Genomic DNA, 16,483 nt, shown 5'->3' on the forward strand with positions numbered 1-16,483 from the left:
GACCAGGACCAGGAAGTCCGAGGAAGCACCCATGACCACCAGCAAGAGCACCGAGGTCCCCGGAAGGGCATCGGCCCCGGCCGCCGCCGCGACCGCGAGCGCCACCACGGCCGTGCGCGTCCAGAACGCCGTCATCAAGTACGGCTTCATCTTCGTCACGGTCGCGCTCTTCGCGTACTTCGCGCTGAGCGAGGGCTCCTTCCGCGAGTCGGCGACCCTCCTCGACACCCTCCGGTACGTCTCCGTCGCCGCGATCCTCGGCCTCGGCGTCACCCTCACCATGGCCGTCGGCGGAATGGACATGTCCGTCGGCGCGGTCGCCGGGCTCGGCGTCTCGGTCGCCGCCCAGACGATGGTCGTCCACAACCAGATCGGCACGGTCGCCATCGTCGCGGTCCTCGTGGCGGGCGCCCTCGCGGGCCTCCTCAACGCCCTGCTGATCGTGGTGATGAAGATCCCGGACATGCTGGCCACCCTCGGCACCATGTTCGTCATCCAGGGCACCAAGCTGATCCTCGTGGACGGCCAGTCGATCACCCCCGGCATGACCCTGGAGGACGGCACCACGGCCCCCGGCAGGTTCACCGCCGGCTTCCTGAAGATCGACCGGGGCACGGTCCTCGGCATCCCGATCTCGGTACTCGTCTTCGGCGCGCTCACGGTCGCCGCCTGGGTCTTCCTGGCCCGCACCCGCTGGGGCCGCGTCTTCTACGCGATCGGCGCCAACCCCGAGGCCTCCCGCCTCGCCGGCATCCGCGTCGGCGCGTACCGGGCCCTGGCGTACGTCCTCTCCGGCGTCCTCGCCTCCATCGGCGGCCTGATCCTGGCGTCCCGCATCGGCCAGGGAGATGTGAGCGCCGGAACCTCCCAGCTGCTGGAGGCGGTCGCGGTGGCCCTGGTCGGCACCTCGGTCCTAGGCCGGGGCCGCCCGAACGTCTGGGGCACGGCCCTCGGCGCCGTCCTCATCGGCATCATCACCACGGGCCTCACCATCAAGGGCCTGCCGTACTACACCCAGGACGTCGTCGAGGGCGCGGTCCTCATCCTCGCCCTGGTCTTCAGCTTCACGTTGTCCAAGCGCCGCACCGCATAAGGGAGTTCACCGACCATGGGCTACCGCATCCTGGAGACCGACGACATCCCCGCGTACCTGCGCGAGCGGGGCCACTGGGAGGACCTGGACGACATCACCGTCCGCGAGGTGTCGGACGGCAACGTCAACCGCGTCTTCCTCGCCACGAACGCCGCCGGCACCCGCAGCCTCGCCCTCAAGCAGGCCCTGCCCTGGGTCCGTGTCGCCGGCCCGTCCTGGCCGCTGAGCCCCGAGCGCGCCGACGCCGAGGCCCGCGCGTACGAGCAACTCGCCAAGGTCGCCCCCGACGAGATCCCCGGCATCCACGGCTACGACCCCGAGAACTACGCCCTCGTCATGGAGGACCTCTCCGACCTGGAGGTCCTGCGCACCCTCCTCAACGAGGGCGCCGCCTACGGCCCGCACACCTCAGCCCAGATCGGCCGCCTCGTCGCCCGCCTCTCCTTCGCCACCAGCGACTTCGGCATGGCGTCCGCAGACCGCAAGGCACTGCTCGCCGCCTCGGTCAACCCGGAGCTGTGCAAGATCACCGAGGACGTCGTCCTCTCCGAGCCGTACATCGAGCACGAACACAACCACTGGCACCCGGGCCTGGACGACCTGGCGGCGGAGTTCCGCGCCGACGCCCGGCTGCGCACCGAGGTCGCCGACCTCCGCCATGTCTTCATGACCAGCGCGCAGGCCCTCCTCCACGGCGACCTGCACTCCGGCAGCGTCATGGTCGGCGAACGTCAAGGCGCCCACGTCGTACGCGTCTTCGACCCCGAGTTCTCCTTCGTCGGACCCATCGGCTTCGACCTCGGCCTGTACTGGGCCAACGCGCTGGTCTCGGAGGAGCGGGCCCGCGCCCTGGGGACCCTCACCGACCACGGCGACCAACTCCGCCTCTCCTGGGAGGCCTTCGAGAGCGAGTTCCGCCGCCTGTGGCCCACCCGCGTCGACACCTTCTTCGACGACGCCTACCTCGACCGCTTCCTTCGCCGCGTCTGGACCGAGTCCCTGGGCTTCGCCGGCACGGAACTCGTCCGCCGCATCATCGGCTTCGCCCACCTGACGGACCTGACGACCCTCCAGGACCCGGTCCCGGCGTCCCGCCGCGCACTGCTCCTGGGTCGCGAACTCATCGTCCGTCGTGAGGAGTTGACGACGGTGGACGACGTACGGGCGGTTGTGGCCCCGCTCGCCTGAGATGTGTCGGAAGGCATCGCTTGCCTAGGCCTCCGCGCCCACGTCCTAGTCTGATCACACGATCCGGCGACAGGGGGACAGCGTGGAGGTGCGGATCAGACCCGCGCGTGCCGCAGAGGCGACGGCGTTGACCGAACTGGTCGTGCGCTCGAAGGCGTACTGGGGGTACGACGCGACGTTCCTGGAGGCATGCCGGGAGGAACTCACCATCCGGGCGGACGAGATCGACGGCCGCCGGATCGTGGTCGCCGAGGACGAGGATCTCGGGATGCTCGGCGCCGCCTCCCTGGAGGGCACGGCTCCGCACGGCCGACTGGGCCTCTGCTTCGTCGAGCCCCACGCCATCGGCCGCGGGGTGGGCCGCGCACTGTACTCCCATGTGATGGCAGCCGCCCGCGAGCTCGGGTTCACTCGGGTCACCATCGAGTCGGACCCGAACGCGGAGCCGTTCTACCGCCGGATGGGCGCCCGACCCGGGGAAGACACCGTCTCGGGTTCGATCGAGGGACGTGAACTGCCGCTCCTCGAAGTGCTCTTCACGACCCCGGGCGACGGCTGGACGCACGCCTGGACGCAGGGCCGTCGCGCGATCCACCTCGGCAACGTCGCCGAATTCCAGTCCCAGTTCGGCCCCGCCTCCACCGAGGCCGCGCACTACTCCTGCCTGGCGGCCTTCATCTCGCCCCACCCGGCCGCGCTGATCCTGCCCCGGGAGGTGCCGCCCGACTGGATCGACCTGGTCGGCGGCGTCCTGGGCTGGGGACCCGTGGAGGTGTACGACGGCCTGTCGAGGGAGCGGGCGGGCGGTGATCTCAGCCGGGCCGTCCTGTCGCGCCCCGCGCTCGCCGAGCGGTTGAACTCCCTCGGCCTGCCCCTCCTGCCGTGGGGCCGCACCGGAGCCTTCGCCGAACTCGCCGGCGAGTCACCGGGCCCCGACGCTCTGCGGTACGAGTCCAAGCGGGCCGCGCACGAGCTGTTCACCCGGCTCGCACCGGACCACCCGGGGATCAGAGTGCCCGAGCAGTGGCGGGCGGACACCCGGCGCGCGGCGGCGCGACTGCTCAGGAAGCGCGGCCGCGCGGGGCGGGCCACCGTCGTGAAGACCGAACACGGCGCCGGGGGATCCGGTACCTGGGTGATCCGGAACCACGGCTTCAGGGCGTCGCCGCTGCCGCGCGGGCCCCTGCTCCTGGAGGAGTTCGTCTCCGGGACGACCGACCCCCGGGACCTGACCTACGACGGACTGGTGGACGCGGAAGGCCGGGTGCACGAGGTGGGTGTCGCCGTCATGGACGTCGAGGGCACCGCCTACCAGGGCGCCACCGTCGGCCCCGGTGTCGTGCCGCCACCGCTCGCCGAGACCATGGCGCGCTTCGGCAGGGCCGTGGGGGAACAGGTCGCCGCGAGCGGTTACCGGGGGTGGTTCGACGTCGACTTCGTGACCGGCTCCGACGGCCGCCCGGCACCCACCGAGATCAACCTCCGGATGACCGGCCCGTCCGTCGCCTTCATGGTCAAGGCCCGGCTCGACGGGATCCGAGGGGGCGACCACCTCGTCCGCACCGTCGACCACGTCCCGCTCGGCGCCCGCCTGCCCGGCCCCGAACTGTCCGCCTTCCTGCGGGAGACGGCGAGGCGGTGCGCCGGGATCGACGCCGTCCTGGTGCCCTCGATCCCCACCGCCGCCTTCGAACCGGCCCCCCGTGTCGGCGTAGTCCTGGCCGCGCACGCCCGTGAACGCCTGGACGCCGCCGAGGCGTTGGTGCGCGCCGCGGCCCAGGACACCGGGCGGATGTTCCTCTCGTAGGCCCTCGTGACCGATCATGTCTCGGCCGCGGGGCCGGGGTTCACTCCGTGTCCGCGGGCGCGGGGCTCCGCGTCACGAACACCGCCACCACCGCCGCCGCGATCATCAACGGCACGTTGAAGGTGTACACCAGCGCCGCCTGCCGCTCCCAGTCGTTCTTCGCGGCGAGCCGGTAGAAGTTGTCCTGCGGCCACCAGGACACCAGCAGCCAGACGACGGCCAGATGCGCCGCCGTCGTCAGTCCGGCCGAGCGGCCCTGACGGCGCATCAGCGAGCGCCCGGTGAACAGGAAGGCGAGGCCCAGACAGAAGGCCAGGAGCTCCGCGAGGTACAGACCGCGGAAGAGCCACGACCACGGCGTGGGAACGAGGGTGAGGTCCGTGGAGCCCGGCCAGAACACATCGGTGAACAACGCGGCCAACGGCAGGCCCATGACCAGCATCGCGCACCCCGTCACCCTGAGAGCGGCCTCCGGGTGGCCCGGCTCTCCCCTGCCCTTGCCGCCCTTCCCGCCGTACGCCCCGCGCCGCGCGGGCAGCGGCAGCAGACGCCGGTCGACCTTCCCGGCCCGGTTGCGCGGCAGGGCGCCCATGTTCACCACGGACACCGGGATCTCGGAGTCCGGCACCACACCCGTCAGATGGGTACGCACCGTCTCGGCGCCCGGAGCGGCGGTGGCGGTCCCGGGCACGACGTAGGCGACCAGCTGGTCGTCGTCCACGACGCTGATCGCGGCCTCCCGTATCCCGGGATGGGTGGCCAGCGCGGCCTCGGCCGGGTACGGATCGACCGTACGGCCGCGGAGGGTGACCCGGTGCGCCAGCCGGCCGGCGAACCGCAGCAGCCCGTCCTCCCCCAGCGTGCCGGCGTCACCGGTGGGCAGCGCGTCACCGCCGGCGACGCCGCCGGGGGGCGTCAGCCAGATCTGGCCCTTGCGGACCTCGACCCGGCACCCGGGGAACGGGCGGCCCAGCAGACTCACCCGTCCGGCCCCCGCCACCGCGCCGGACAGCCGGTCCGTCTCCGACCAGGTGCCGCAGCCCGCGACCTCCACGGGCCCGTACACATTGAGCAGCCGTCCCCCCGGTGCCATCCGCTCCTGGAGCCGTGACTGTTCGTCGAGGAAGAGCCGTTCCCCGCCGACCGTCACCAGACGCAGCCCCGCGGGCGGCGCGGATCCGTCGAGCAGCAGACGGGCCGTGAGCGGGTCGGTGTCGAGCACCGTGACGCCCTCGGCGAAGGACTGACCCCACAGCGTCGGCCCGATCTCGCCCTCCGGCAGCACCAGGGTGCCACCGGAGCACAGCGCCCGTATCCAGCCGTAGGCGAAGGCGGCGGTGTCGGTCGGCGCGGTCACCAGATGGACGTCGGAGGGCCGCAGACCGAACACCTCGGCCCAGGACCCGTAGGCGGCACGCAGCCGCCGGTGTGCCGTGTCGACGGGCCGCGCCCGACCCGTCGTGCCGGCCGTGAACAGCACCGCGGCCGTGGGCCCGCAGGGTGCGGAAGGAGGCTCGGGGGAGTGGGCGTCGATGAGGTCGGCGTCGGCGTCCAGACAGACGACGCGCCGGCCGGTGCCGTCGTCGACGCCCGGCCTGAACTGCTCGTACGTCAGTACGGTGCCGGCCTCCGCCCGCTCCAGCCACCGCCCGATCTCCCCGGTCGGCTGGTGCGGGTCGACCATGGCGAAGGCCCCGCCCGCCTTGAGCACGCCGACCACGGCGATGAGCAGATCCGGCAGCCGGGAGAGGCACACGGCCACGGTGTCACCGGGGCCGAGCCCCCGGTGCAGCAGATGGCGGGCCAGCCGGTTGGCCCGAACGTCCAGTGTCCCGTAGGTGACCCGGTCCCCTCGGGTGACCACCGCGGGACGGTGCGGAGTCTCCCGTGCCCATTTCTCGAACAACCTGTGAAGTTCTGCCCCGTTCATAACCGTTGATCGTCCCAGAGAGCACGCGATGCCGGAAGATGATCTGACGGTATACAGAAAGGGCGGCTCCTCACCGAACTCGGCGATGGAGCCGCCCCTTCCGCGCGGTGCCGACCGGTCAGGGGGGAGGGGCCGGCACCGAAACCCGGTTACTTCTTGTCGAGCAGATCCTGCGTCTTCGCCCGGATCTCGTCCGTCGCCAGCCCCCGTATCGTCAGCGTCGTCCGGCGCCGCAGCACGTCGTCGACCGTCTCGGCCCACTCGGTGTCACGGGCGTAGACGACCTGCGCCCATATCTCCGGGGCGTCCGGGTGGACGCGCTCGCCCAGCTCGGGGTTCTCGTTGGCGAGACGGGCGATGTCGAAGGCCAGCGAACCGTAGTGCGTGGCCAGGTGCCGCGCGGTGTCGGCACCCATACGGGGGCCCGGCGCCGGACGGTCCACCAGCAATCGGTGGGCGACAGCGCGCGGGTTGGCGACACCCGGCAGCGGCAGCCTCTTCGGCAGCGTGGAGACCGGCTCGAAGTCCTCGCCCAGCGGGTGGCCGGGCAGCGCCTCCAGCTTCTTCATGACCGTGCGGCCGATGTGCCGGAAGGTCGTCCACTTGCCGCCCGCGACGGACAGCATGCCGCCCCGGCCCTCGGTGACGACCGTCTCCCGCTTGGCCTTGGCGGTGTCACCGGGACCACCCGGCAGCACCCGCAGACCCGCGAAGGCGTACGTGATCAGGTCACGGTCGAGCTGCTGGTCCCGGATGGAGAACGCGGCCTCGTCCAGGATCTGGGCTATGTCCTTGTCGTTGACCGCGACGTCCGCCGGGTCGCCCTCGTAGACCTCGTCCGTCGTACCGAGCAGCAGCATGTCCTCCCAGGGGAGGGCGAAGGTGATGCGGTACTTGTCGATGGGGGTGGCGAGCGCGGCCTTCCACGGAGCCGTCCGCTTCAGCACCAGGTGCGCGCCCTTGGAGAGGCGGATGGAGGGAGCCGCGTTCGGGTTCTCCATCTTGCGGAGGTGGTCGACCCACGGACCGGTCGCGTTCAGCACCAGCCGGGCGCTGACCCCGAACTCGTCGCCGGAGAGCCGGTCGCGCAGCTCGGCGCCCGTCACCCGGCCCTTGGTGAACCGCAGCCCCGTGACCTCGGCGTGGTTCAGGACGACGGCACCCGACTCGACGGCCGCGCGGACCGTCATCAGGGCCATCCGGGAGTCGTTCATCTGGTCGTCGCCGTACACGGCCACGGCCTTGAGATTGTGGGTGCGCAGCTCGGGCACGTCCTGCGCGGCCTTCGCCGGGGAGAGCAGGTGGCCCACGCCGTCACCGAACGCCGACAGCGCGGAGTAGGCGAAGACGCCCGCCCCGAGCTTCGCCGCGCCGTGCGGCCCGCCCTTGTACACGGGGAGGTAGAACGTGAGCGGATTCGCCAGGTGGGGGGCCACCTGGCGGGAGACCGCACGGCGCTCGAAGTGGTTCTCCGCCACCAGCCTCACCGCGCCGGTCTGCAGATAGCGCAGACCGCCGTGGAGCAGCTTGGATGAGGCGGAGGAGGTGGCGCCGGCGAAGTCACCGGCGTCGACCAGCGCCACCCTGAGCCCGGACTGCGCGGCGTGCCAGGCGGTGGAGATGCCCAGGATGCCGCCGCCGATCACGAGAAGGTCGTACGACGCCTTGGAGAGCTGTTCCCGGGTCTCGGCACGGCTCGGGTTCGAGCCGGACGCCGGGCGCGTCCCCAGGGCAGGCAGGGTCTGCAGGGTGGACTGACTGGTCATGTCGGGTTCTTACTCCTCATCAGAGCCGGGGTCGGAGCCATCGCGCGCTCCTGCTCAGCTCTCGTCCTCGATCCAGCCCATGGTCCGCTCGACGGCCTTGAGCCAGCTCTTGTACTCACGGTCGCGGGTGTCCGCGTCCATACGGGGGGTCCACTCGGCGGCCCGACGCCAGTTGGCGCGCAGGTCGTCGGTGTTGGTCCAGAAGCCGACGGCGAGACCGGCGGCGTAGGCGGCGCCGAGGCAGGTCGTCTCGGCGACCATCGGGCGCACCACGGGGGCGTCGAGGAAGTCCGAGAGGGTCTGCATCAGCAGGTTGTTGGAGGTCATGCCGCCGTCGACCTTGAGGGCCGCGAGCTCGACGCCCGAGTCCTTGGTCATGGCGTCGGTGATCTCACGGGTCTGCCAGGCGGTGGCCTCCAGGACGGCACGGGCGAGGTGCGCCTTGGTGACGTACCGGGTCAGACCGGCGATCACACCGCGGGCGTCGGAGCGCCAGTACGGGGCGAACAGACCGGAGAAGGCCGGCACGAAGTACGCGCCGCCGTTGTCCTCGACCGAGAGCGCGAGCGTCTCGATCTCGGCGGCCGTGGAGATGAGCCCCATCTGGTCGCGCATCCACTGCACCAGCGAACCGGTGACGGCGATCGAGCCCTCCAGCGCGTACACCGGCGCCTGGTCACCGATGCGGTAGCCGACGGTCGTCAGCAGGCCGGAGTACGAGTTGATGATCTTCTCGCCCGTGTTCATCAGCATGAACGTGCCGGTGCCGTACGTCGACTTGGCCTCGCCCTCGGCGAAACAGGTCTGGCCGAACAGGGCCGCCTGCTGGTCGCCGAGCGCGGACGCGACCGGGATGCCGCCGAGCAGGTCACCGAGCTTGCCGCCGGTGATCTCGCCGTACACCTCGGCGGAGGAACGGATCTCCGGGAGCATCGACAGCGGGACGCCGATGGACTCGGCGATCTTCTCGTCCCACTGGAGGGTGTGCAGGTTCATCAGGAGGGTGCGGGAGGCGTTGGTGACGTCGGTGACGTGGTGGCCGCCGTTGACACCGCCCGTCAGGTTCCAGATGACCCAGGAGTCCATGGTGCCGAAGAGGATGTCGCCGGCCTCGGCGCGCTCGCGCAGGCCCTCGACGTTGTCCAGCAGCCAGCGGGCCTTCGGACCGGCGAAGTAGCTCGCCAGCGGCAGACCGGTCTCGCGACGGAAACGGTCCTGCCCGACGTTGCGGCCGAGCTCCTTGCAGAGCGCGTCGGTGCGGGTGTCCTGCCAGACGATGGCGTTGTGGACGGGCTCACCGGTGTTCTTGTCCCAGAGCAGCGTGGTCTCGCGCTGGTTGGTGATGCCGATGGCCTTGATGTCGTCACGGGTGATGCCGGCCTTCTGGATGGCTCCGGCGACGACTTCCTGGACGTTGGTCCAGATCTCGTTCGCGTTGTGCTCGACCCAGCCCGGCTTCGGGAAGATCTGCTCGTGCTCCTTCTGGTCGACGGAGACGATGCGCCCGTCGCGGTCGAAGACGATGCAGCGGCTGGAGGTGGTGCCCTGGTCGATGGCGGCGATGAACGGGCCGGCGGTGTGGGCGTCGGTCACGGTGTGCTCCTGAAAGGTCAACTGGTCAACGGGCTGTACGTACGGCGCGTGCCGAGCGTTTCGCGAAACAGCGGCTCGATGTGCTCTCAGACGAATGCGACGTTGTAGATGCCTGCGGCGGCGGCGGCGCCGATCAGCGGCGCGACCACCGGGATCCACGCGTAGCCCCAGTCGGAGCCGCCCTTGTTGGGCAGTGGCAGAAGGGCGTGGACGATACGCGGACCGAGGTCACGGGCCGGGTTGATCGCGTAACCGGTCGGGCCACCGAGGGACAGACCGATCGAGACCACCACGAACGCGGTGATCAGGGCGCCGAGGGTGCCGAGGCCCTTGCCCTCGCCGTTCAGACCCTGGGTCAGGACCGCCAGGACGAGCACGACGGTGCCGAGGACCTCCGTGGCGATGTTCTGCACCGCGTTCCGGATCTCGGGGCCGGTCGAGAAGATGCCGAGCACGGGGCCGGCGCCGGCCTCCCGGGCCTCGACGGACTTGGCCTTGGCGCCCTTCGCGGCCGGATCGCCGACGATCTCCTTGTCGGTGAGGTGCGCGTGGAACTGGCCGTAGTAGGCGACCCAGACCAGAGCGGCACCGATCATCGCGCCGAGCATCTGCCCGCCCCAGTAGACGGGGACCTGGCTCCACTCGATGCCGTTCTTCTTCAGCGCGAGGGCGAGGGTGACGGCCGGGTTCAGATGCGCGCCGGAGAGCGGCGCGGAGGTGTAGACGGCCGTGAGAACGGCAAAACCCCACCCGAAGGTGATGGCGAGCCAACCGGCGTTACGAGCCTTGGAGGCCTTCAGCGTGACGGCGGCGCACACGCCACCGCCGAGCAGGATGAGTATGGCGGTACCGATGGTCTCGCCGATGAAGATGTCGGAGCTGGACACCCGCGACTCCTTTGTCCTTCGTCCAGGGGATTGCGGATCCCGGGTCCCTGTCCGGGGGTCCGCGCCCTCGGGTGAGAGCTGGGTCGGCCCTTGGCGTCGTCACACTCTAGCGCGTATTGCCGGTAGGTGTTCGACAATGCCGACCGATGGACGCGAGTCTCGCTGTGGCGCGAGTGGCTCGTCAAGGGTTCGGTTATCGAAAACGCGATCGTTATTGATTGCTGTGAGCTATCGATCTTGAGGCGGCTGGCAGGTGTGTCCGCGTGGGCATACGGCGAAGGCCGGGACGCCCAGGGCATCCCGGCCTTCGCCGACGTCACAGGGTGGGGTCAGAACCGCCCGGCCCCCAGGTCGCGCGAGACGGCGCGGGCGCAGTCCCGCACGGAGGCGATCAGCTCGGCGCGGATCTCGCCGTCGCGACAGAGCCGCTCCACGGCGCCGGCGATGCCGACCGCGCCGACGGGCATGCGCCGCCGGTCGTGGATGGGTGCGGCGATCGACGCGACGCCCTCCCAGGTCTCCTCGACGTCGGCCGCGTAGCCGCGCGCCCGGGTGAGGTCGAGGACACCCTCGAAGTCGTCCTGTTCGCAGATGGTCCGCTCGGTGAACGCCTTGCGCTCGCCCTCCAGCACCTCGCTGTGCGCCACCGGGTCGTACGCCGACAGGACCTTGCCCAGGGCGGTGGAGTGCAGCGGCTGCATGGCCCCTATCTCCAGGACCTGGCGGCTGTCGTCGGGCCGGAAGACGTGGTGCACGATCAGTACGCCCTGCTGGTGTAGCACACCCAGATAGACGCTCTCGCCGCTGGCCCGGGCCAGGTCGTCCGTCCACACCAGCGCCCGCGCGCGCAGCTCGTGCACATCGAGATAGGTGGTGCCGAGCCGCAACAGCTCGGCGCCCAGCTGATAGCGCCCGGAGGCGTCGTCCTGTTCGACGAAGCCCTCCTGCTGGAGCGTGCGCAGTATGCCGTGGGCCGTGCCCTTGGCGAGGCCCAACGACGAGGCGATGTCCGAGAGGCCGAGCCGTCGCTCGCCGCCCGCGAGCAGCCGCAGCATCGCGGCCGCCCGTTCGAGCGACTGGATGTTCCGTGCCATCGCCGTCCTGCCTCCGTCCCCTCGACCGCCGTACGCGAATGGAGTGACAGCGTTCGGCAATGTCGAACACTACCGGTCGTTGTCGACCCGCCGCCAATAGCGGTCAGCACCTTTTCGGCCACGCGGCCTCGCGCGCCGGTCCCTGTGACCTACGCGCGGCACACGCACGACGTTCGTACAGCGGCCTCCCGCGCCCGAATGCCGCAGGTAGGCCACCCGTCCGCCGTACGCACACCGTGTTCGTGCGGCCCGCGCGCCGTGCCTTCGTCGTACGCGCGTCGTCGGAGTAAACCGCACGTCGCCGTCGGCGCGACGCCAGTCCGTCCCGTGGACGCCCCTGACCTTCGGCCGTGCTCCGGGCTACGCTGGCCGCGTGCGCCTTCCGAGGGAAGCGCAAAGCCGACAGCCGTCGCACTCCAGGGAGCACCTTCATGGCCTCGTCGCCGAACCCGTCCCCTACGTCCGCAGCCGCCGAGGCCCGGACCCGATCGGACGCACTGCGTCACGCGCTAGCCACCCGTGTGGTGGTCGCCGACGGCGCGATGGGCACCATGCTCCAGGCCCAGGACCCCACCCTGGAGGACTTCGAGAACCTCGAGGGCTGCAACGAGATCCTGAATCTCACCCGCCCCGACATCGTGCGCTCCGTCCACGAGGCGTACTTCGAGGTCGGCGTCGACTGCGTCGAGACCAACACCTTCGGCGCCAACCACTCGGCGATGGCCGAGTACGACATCGCCGACCGCGTGTACGAGCTGTCCGAGGCCGGCGCCCGCCTCGCCCGCGAGACGGCCGACGAGTTCGGCGCCCGCGACGGCCGCCAGCGCTGGGTGCTGGGCTCGATCGGCCCCGGTACGAAGCTGCCGACCCTCGGCCACATCGGCTACACCACGCTCCGCGACGGCTTCCAGGCGAACGCCGAGGGCCTGCTCGCCGGCGGTGCCGACGCCCTCATCGTGGAGACCACCCAGGACCTCCTCCAGACGAAGTCCTCCGTCCTCGGTGCCCGGCGCGCCATGGAGGCCATCGGCATCGAGGTCCCCCTGTTGGTCTCGATGGCGTTCGAGACGACCGGCACGATGCTCCTGGGCTCCGAGATCGGCGCCGCGCTCACCGCCCTCGAACCGCTCGGGATCGACATGATCGGCCTGAACTGTTCGACGGGCCCCGCCGAGATGAGCGAGCACCTCCGCTATCTGGCCCGCCACTCCCGCACCCCCCTGCTGTGCATGCCGAACGCCGGCCTGCCCATCCTCACCCGGGACGGCGCCCACTTCCCGCTCGGCCCCGAGGGACTGGCCGACGCGCAGGAGAACTTCGTCCAGGACTACGGCCTCTCCCTCATCGGCGGCTGTTGCGGCACCACCCCCGAGCACCTGCGTCAGGTCGTCGACCGCGTCCGGGACCTCACCCCGCGCGAGCGCAGCCCGCGCCCCGAGCCCGGCGCCGCCTCCCTCTACCAGACGGTTCCGTTCCGCCAGGACACCGCGTACATGGCCATCGGCGAGCGCACGAACGCCAACGGCTCGAAGAAGTTCCGCGAGGCCATGCTGGAGGGCCGCTGGGACGACTGTGTGGAGATGGCCCGCGACCAGATCCGCGAGGGCGCCCACATGCTCGACCTGTGCGTCGACTACGTGGGCCGCGACGGCGTCGCCGACATGGACGAACTCGCCGGCCGCTTCGCCACCGCCTCCACCCTCCCCATCGTCCTCGACTCCACCGAAGTCGAAGTCATCCAGGCCGGGTTGGAGAAGCTCGGCGGCCGGGCCGTCATCAACTCCGTCAACTACGAGGACGGCGACGGCCCCGAGTCCCGCTTCGCCAAGGTCACCAGGCTGGCGCAGGAGCACGGCGCCGCGCTGATCGCGCTGACCATCGACGAGGAGGGCCAGGCCCGCACCCCGGAGAAGAAGGTCGAGATCGCCGAACGGCTGATCGACGACCTCACCGGCAACTGGGGCATCCACGAGTCGGACATCCTCATCGACACCCTGACCTTCACCATCTGCACCGGCCAGGAGGAGTCCCGGGGGGACGGCATCGCGACGATCGAGGCGATCCGCGAGCTGAAGCGCCGTCACCCGGACGTCCAGACCACCCTCGGCCTGTCGAACATCTCCTTCGGCCTCAACCCGGCCGCCCGCATCCTGCTCAACTCCGTCTTCCTGGACGAGTGCGTGAAGGCGGGCCTCGACTCGGCGATCGTCCACGCCTCCAAGATCCTGCCGATCGCCCGCTTCGACGAGGAGCAGGTCACCACCGCCCTCGACCTCGTCTACGACCGCCGCCGCGAGGGCTACGACCCGCTCCAGAAGCTCATGGCGCTGTTCGAGGGCGCCACCGCCAAGTCGCTGAAGGCGGGCAAGGCCGAGGAACTGGCCGCCCTCCCGCTGGAGGAGCGCCTCAAGCGCCGCATCATCGACGGCGAGAAGAACGGCCTGGAAGCGGACCTCGAGGACGCGCTCCAGGACCGCCCCGCCCTGGACATCGTCAACGAGATCCTGCTGGACGGCATGAAGGTCGTCGGCGAGCTCTTCGGCTCCGGCCAGATGCAGCTGCCGTTCGTGCTCCAGTCCGCCGAGGTCATGAAGTCCGCGGTGGCCTATCTCGAACCGCACATGGAGAAGTCGGACGCCGAGGGCAAGGGCACGATCGTCCTCGCGACCGTCCGCGGCGACGTCCACGACATCGGCAAGAACCTCGTCGACATCATCCTGTCCAACAACGGCTACAACGTCGTCAACCTCGGCATCAAGCAGCCGGTCTCCGCGATCCTCGACGCCGCCCAGGAACACCGGGCCGACGTCATCGGCATGTCCGGGCTCCTGGTCAAGTCCACGGTGATCATGAAGGAGAACCTGGAGGAGCTGAACCAGCGCGGCATGGCCGCCGACTACCCGGTCATCCTCGGCGGCGCCGCCCTGACCCGGGCGTACGTCGAGCAGGACCTGCACGAGATCTACGAGGGCGAGGTCCGCTACGCCCGCGACGCCTTCGAGGGCCTGCGCCTCATGGACGCCCTCATCGGCGTCAAGCGCGGCGTGCCCGGCGCCAAGCTGCCCGAGCTCAAGCAGCGCCGGGTACGGGCGACGGCCGCGGCCACAGCGGTCGAGGAGCGCCCGGAGGAGGGCCACGTCCGCTCCGACGTCGCCACCGACAACCGGATCCCCGAGCCGCCCTTCTGGGGCACCCGCGTCATCAAGGGCATCCAGCTCAAGGAGTACGCGACCTGGCTCGACGAGGGCGCGCTGTTCAAGGGCCAGTGGGGCCTGAAGCAGGCCCGCACCGGCGACGGCCCGACGTACGAGGAACTCGTCGAGACCGAGGGCCGCCCGCGCCTGCGCGGCCTCCTGGACACCCTCCAGACGGAGAACCTGCTCGAAGCGGCCGTCGTCCACGGCTACTTCCCGTGCGTCTCCAAGGACGACGATCTGATCATCCTGGACGAGCGCGGCAACGAACGCACGCGCTTCTCCTTCCCGCGCCAGCGCCGTGGCCGCCGGCTCTGCCTGGCCGACTTCTTCCGCCCGGAGGAGTCCGGCGAGACCGACGTGGTCGGCCTCCAGGTCGTCACCGTCGGCTCTCGGATCGGTGAGCGCACTGCACGGCTCTTCGAGTCCAACGCCTACCGCGACTACCTCGAACTCCACGGCCTGTCCGTGCAGTTGGCCGAGGCTCTCGCCGAGTACTGGCACGCCCGGGTCCGCGCCGAACTGGGCTTCGGGGGAGAGGACCCGGCCGCCATCGAGGACATGTTCGACCTCAAGTACCGCGGCGCCCGCTTCTCCCTCGGCTACGGCGCCTGCCCGAATCTGGAGGACCGCGCCAAGATCGCCGAGCTCCTGGAGCCCGAGCGCATCGGCGTCCAGCTCTCGGAGGAGTTCCAGCTCCACCCCGAGCAGTCCACGGACGCGATCGTGATCCACCATCCCGAGGCGAAGTACTTCAACGCGCGGTAGCGCTCCGCTTGCAGGCCGGTGCGTCACCCGATCGCCGGGTTCCCGCGCGCCCACAGGACAAACAAAGGCGTTTCTGTCGGCAGCGTCGTAGACTGGTCGGTCCACCGCAGGCCGGTTCCCCATCAGGGAACCGGCCTGCTCGTCCCACAAGGAGGTGCGCCGGATGACGACGACGATCCCCGCGCTCGGAACCCGTACGGCCGAAGGTTCCGCGCTTCAGGCCGTACTCCTCGACATGGACGGCACTCTGGTGGACACCGAGGGCTTCTGGTGGGACGTGGAGGTCGAGGTCTTCGGAGCTCTCGGCCACACCCTCGACGAGACCTGGCGCCATGTCGTGGTCGGCGGCCCCATGAGCCGCAGCGCGGGCTTCCTGATCGAGGCCACCGGCGCCGACATCACCCTCGCCGAGCTCACCGTGCTGCTCAACGACGGGTTCGAGGAGCGCATCGGGCGCGCGTTGCCGCTGATGCCCGGCGCCGCCAGACTCCTCGCCGAACTCGCCACGCACGGCGTGCCCACCGCCCTGGTCTCCGCCTCGCACCGCCGGATCATCGACCGCGTCCTGACCGGGCTCGGCCCCCAGCACTTCGCGCTGACGATCGCGGGTGACGAGGTGGAGCGCACCAAGCCGCACCCCGACCCGTACCTCCTCGCGGCCGCCGGGCTCGGCGCGGATCCGACCAGGTGCGCGGTCATCGAGGACACCGCGACCGGCGTCGCGGCCGCCGAGGCCGCGGGCTGCCATGTGGTCGCCGTCCCCTCCGTGGCCCCCATCGCCCCCGCCGTCCGGCGCACCGTCGTGGCCTCCCTGGAAGAGGTGGACCTGCCGTTTCTCCGCGGCCTCCTGGTCCTCTGACGACGGAAATGCACAACCTGTTCACCCACTGTGAACAATTGAAAGTGCGAGGAAATCGAAGATCGTCATGGATTTCCTCGCACGGCATTTTCGACGCCTCGAACCGACTGAATTCCCGAGTCTGCCAACCCCTTTCAGTATGTGACCTTTGCCACTTGCACCCGTTCCGCCGGCAGGGTCTACGCGCGTCCAATCCCCCATTTCGGGGGTGTTGGGCGCGTCCATGTGTCCCGATTGGTGAAGGGTGCACCTAATCATTCCGTCGGCGGCCTTTCGGTGCGTCCACACGCGGTTCCGCAGCGTG

10 protein-coding genes are annotated in these 16,483 nt (G+C 70.4%); 5 read left to right on the plus strand and 5 right to left on the minus strand.

Going from position 1 to position 16,483, the window contains the following annotated elements; translation table 11 throughout:
* Positions 1-31: 31 nt before the first annotated feature.
* The 3 genes from SGFS_RS44580 (at position 32) to SGFS_RS51570 (ending at position 4,088) form a co-directional block, all read left to right on the plus strand.
* Complete coding sequence (locus SGFS_RS44580; protein WP_286258181.1) at positions 32-1,093, plus strand: ABC transporter permease; 1,062 nt, start codon at positions 32-34, stop codon at positions 1,091-1,093.
* Positions 1,094-1,108: 15 nt separating this feature from the next.
* Positions 1,109-2,281: an S-methyl-5-thioribose kinase gene (mtnK, locus tag SGFS_RS44585; RefSeq protein ID WP_286258182.1), complete on the plus strand. Its 1,173-nt coding sequence runs from the start codon at positions 1,109-1,111 to the stop codon at positions 2,279-2,281.
* Between the two features lie 88 nt (positions 2,282-2,369).
* Positions 2,370-4,088 carry a GNAT family N-acetyltransferase gene (locus SGFS_RS51570; protein ID WP_350284055.1) on the plus strand — a complete coding sequence of 573 codons (1,719 nt, stop codon included), beginning with the start codon at positions 2,370-2,372 and terminating at the stop codon, positions 4,086-4,088.
* 40 nt (positions 4,089-4,128) lie between these two features.
* On the opposite strand, the gene SGFS_RS44595 is transcribed toward SGFS_RS51570, so the two are convergent.
* From SGFS_RS44595 to SGFS_RS44615, 5 genes are all read right to left on the minus strand, one after another.
* The gene (locus SGFS_RS44595) at positions 4,129-6,018 is read right to left on the minus strand and encodes an AMP-binding protein (RefSeq protein WP_286258183.1); all 1,890 of its coding nucleotides are present in this window, start codon (positions 6,016-6,018) and stop codon (positions 4,129-4,131) included.
* A gap of 149 nt (positions 6,019-6,167) precedes the next feature.
* The gene (locus tag SGFS_RS44600; RefSeq protein WP_286258184.1) at positions 6,168-7,784 is read right to left on the minus strand and encodes a glycerol-3-phosphate dehydrogenase/oxidase; all 1,617 of its coding nucleotides are present in this window, start codon (positions 7,782-7,784) and stop codon (positions 6,168-6,170) included.
* 54 nt (positions 7,785-7,838) lie between these two features.
* On the minus strand, positions 7,839-9,377 hold the full coding sequence (glpK, locus tag SGFS_RS44605; RefSeq protein ID WP_286258185.1) for a glycerol kinase GlpK: 1,539 nt from the start codon (positions 9,375-9,377) through the stop codon (positions 7,839-7,841).
* Positions 9,378-9,463: 86 nt separating this feature from the next.
* Positions 9,464-10,264 carry an MIP/aquaporin family protein gene (locus SGFS_RS44610; protein ID WP_286258186.1) on the minus strand — a complete coding sequence of 267 codons (801 nt, stop codon included), beginning with the start codon at positions 10,262-10,264 and terminating at the stop codon, positions 9,464-9,466.
* A 329-nt stretch (positions 10,265-10,593) separates the two neighbouring features.
* The gene (locus SGFS_RS44615; protein ID WP_286258187.1) at positions 10,594-11,358 is read right to left on the minus strand and encodes an IclR family transcriptional regulator; all 765 of its coding nucleotides are present in this window, start codon (positions 11,356-11,358) and stop codon (positions 10,594-10,596) included.
* A 431-nt stretch (positions 11,359-11,789) separates the two neighbouring features.
* Between SGFS_RS44615 and metH the strand changes: the two genes are divergently transcribed.
* Together metH and SGFS_RS44625 are read left to right on the plus strand one after the other, a co-directional pair.
* Complete coding sequence (metH, locus tag SGFS_RS44620) at positions 11,790-15,320, plus strand: methionine synthase (RefSeq protein WP_286258188.1); 3,531 nt, start codon at positions 11,790-11,792, stop codon at positions 15,318-15,320.
* A 163-nt stretch (positions 15,321-15,483) separates the two neighbouring features.
* Positions 15,484-16,179, plus strand: coding sequence for an HAD family hydrolase (locus SGFS_RS44625; protein WP_286258189.1), 696 nt, complete (start codon positions 15,484-15,486; stop codon positions 16,177-16,179).
* Positions 16,180-16,483: the final 304 nt, after the last annotated feature.

This window comes from Streptomyces graminofaciens (genome assembly GCF_030294945.1).
Classification (GTDB): domain Bacteria; phylum Actinomycetota; class Actinomycetes; order Streptomycetales; family Streptomycetaceae; genus Streptomyces; species Streptomyces graminofaciens.

What these genes read in the sequence shown, in the direction of transcription:
- metH (WP_286258188.1), top strand. Translation starts at nt 11,790, where the DNA reads ATGGCCTCGTCGCCGAACCCGTCCCCTACGTCCGCAGCCGCCGAGGCC.
- SGFS_RS44595 (WP_286258183.1), bottom strand. Translation starts at nt 6,018, where the DNA reads ATGAACGGGGCAGAACTTCACAGGTTGTTCGAGAAATGGGCACGGGAG.
- SGFS_RS44615 (WP_286258187.1), bottom strand. Translation starts at nt 11,358, where the DNA reads ATGGCACGGAACATCCAGTCGCTCGAACGGGCGGCCGCGATGCTGCGG.
- SGFS_RS44580 (WP_286258181.1), top strand. Translation starts at nt 32, where the DNA reads ATGACCACCAGCAAGAGCACCGAGGTCCCCGGAAGGGCATCGGCCCCG.
- SGFS_RS44625 (WP_286258189.1), top strand. Translation starts at nt 15,484, where the DNA reads ATGACGACGACGATCCCCGCGCTCGGAACCCGTACGGCCGAAGGTTCC.
- mtnK (WP_286258182.1), top strand. Translation starts at nt 1,109, where the DNA reads ATGGGCTACCGCATCCTGGAGACCGACGACATCCCCGCGTACCTGCGC.
- SGFS_RS44600 (WP_286258184.1), bottom strand. Translation starts at nt 7,784, where the DNA reads ATGACCAGTCAGTCCACCCTGCAGACCCTGCCTGCCCTGGGGACGCGC.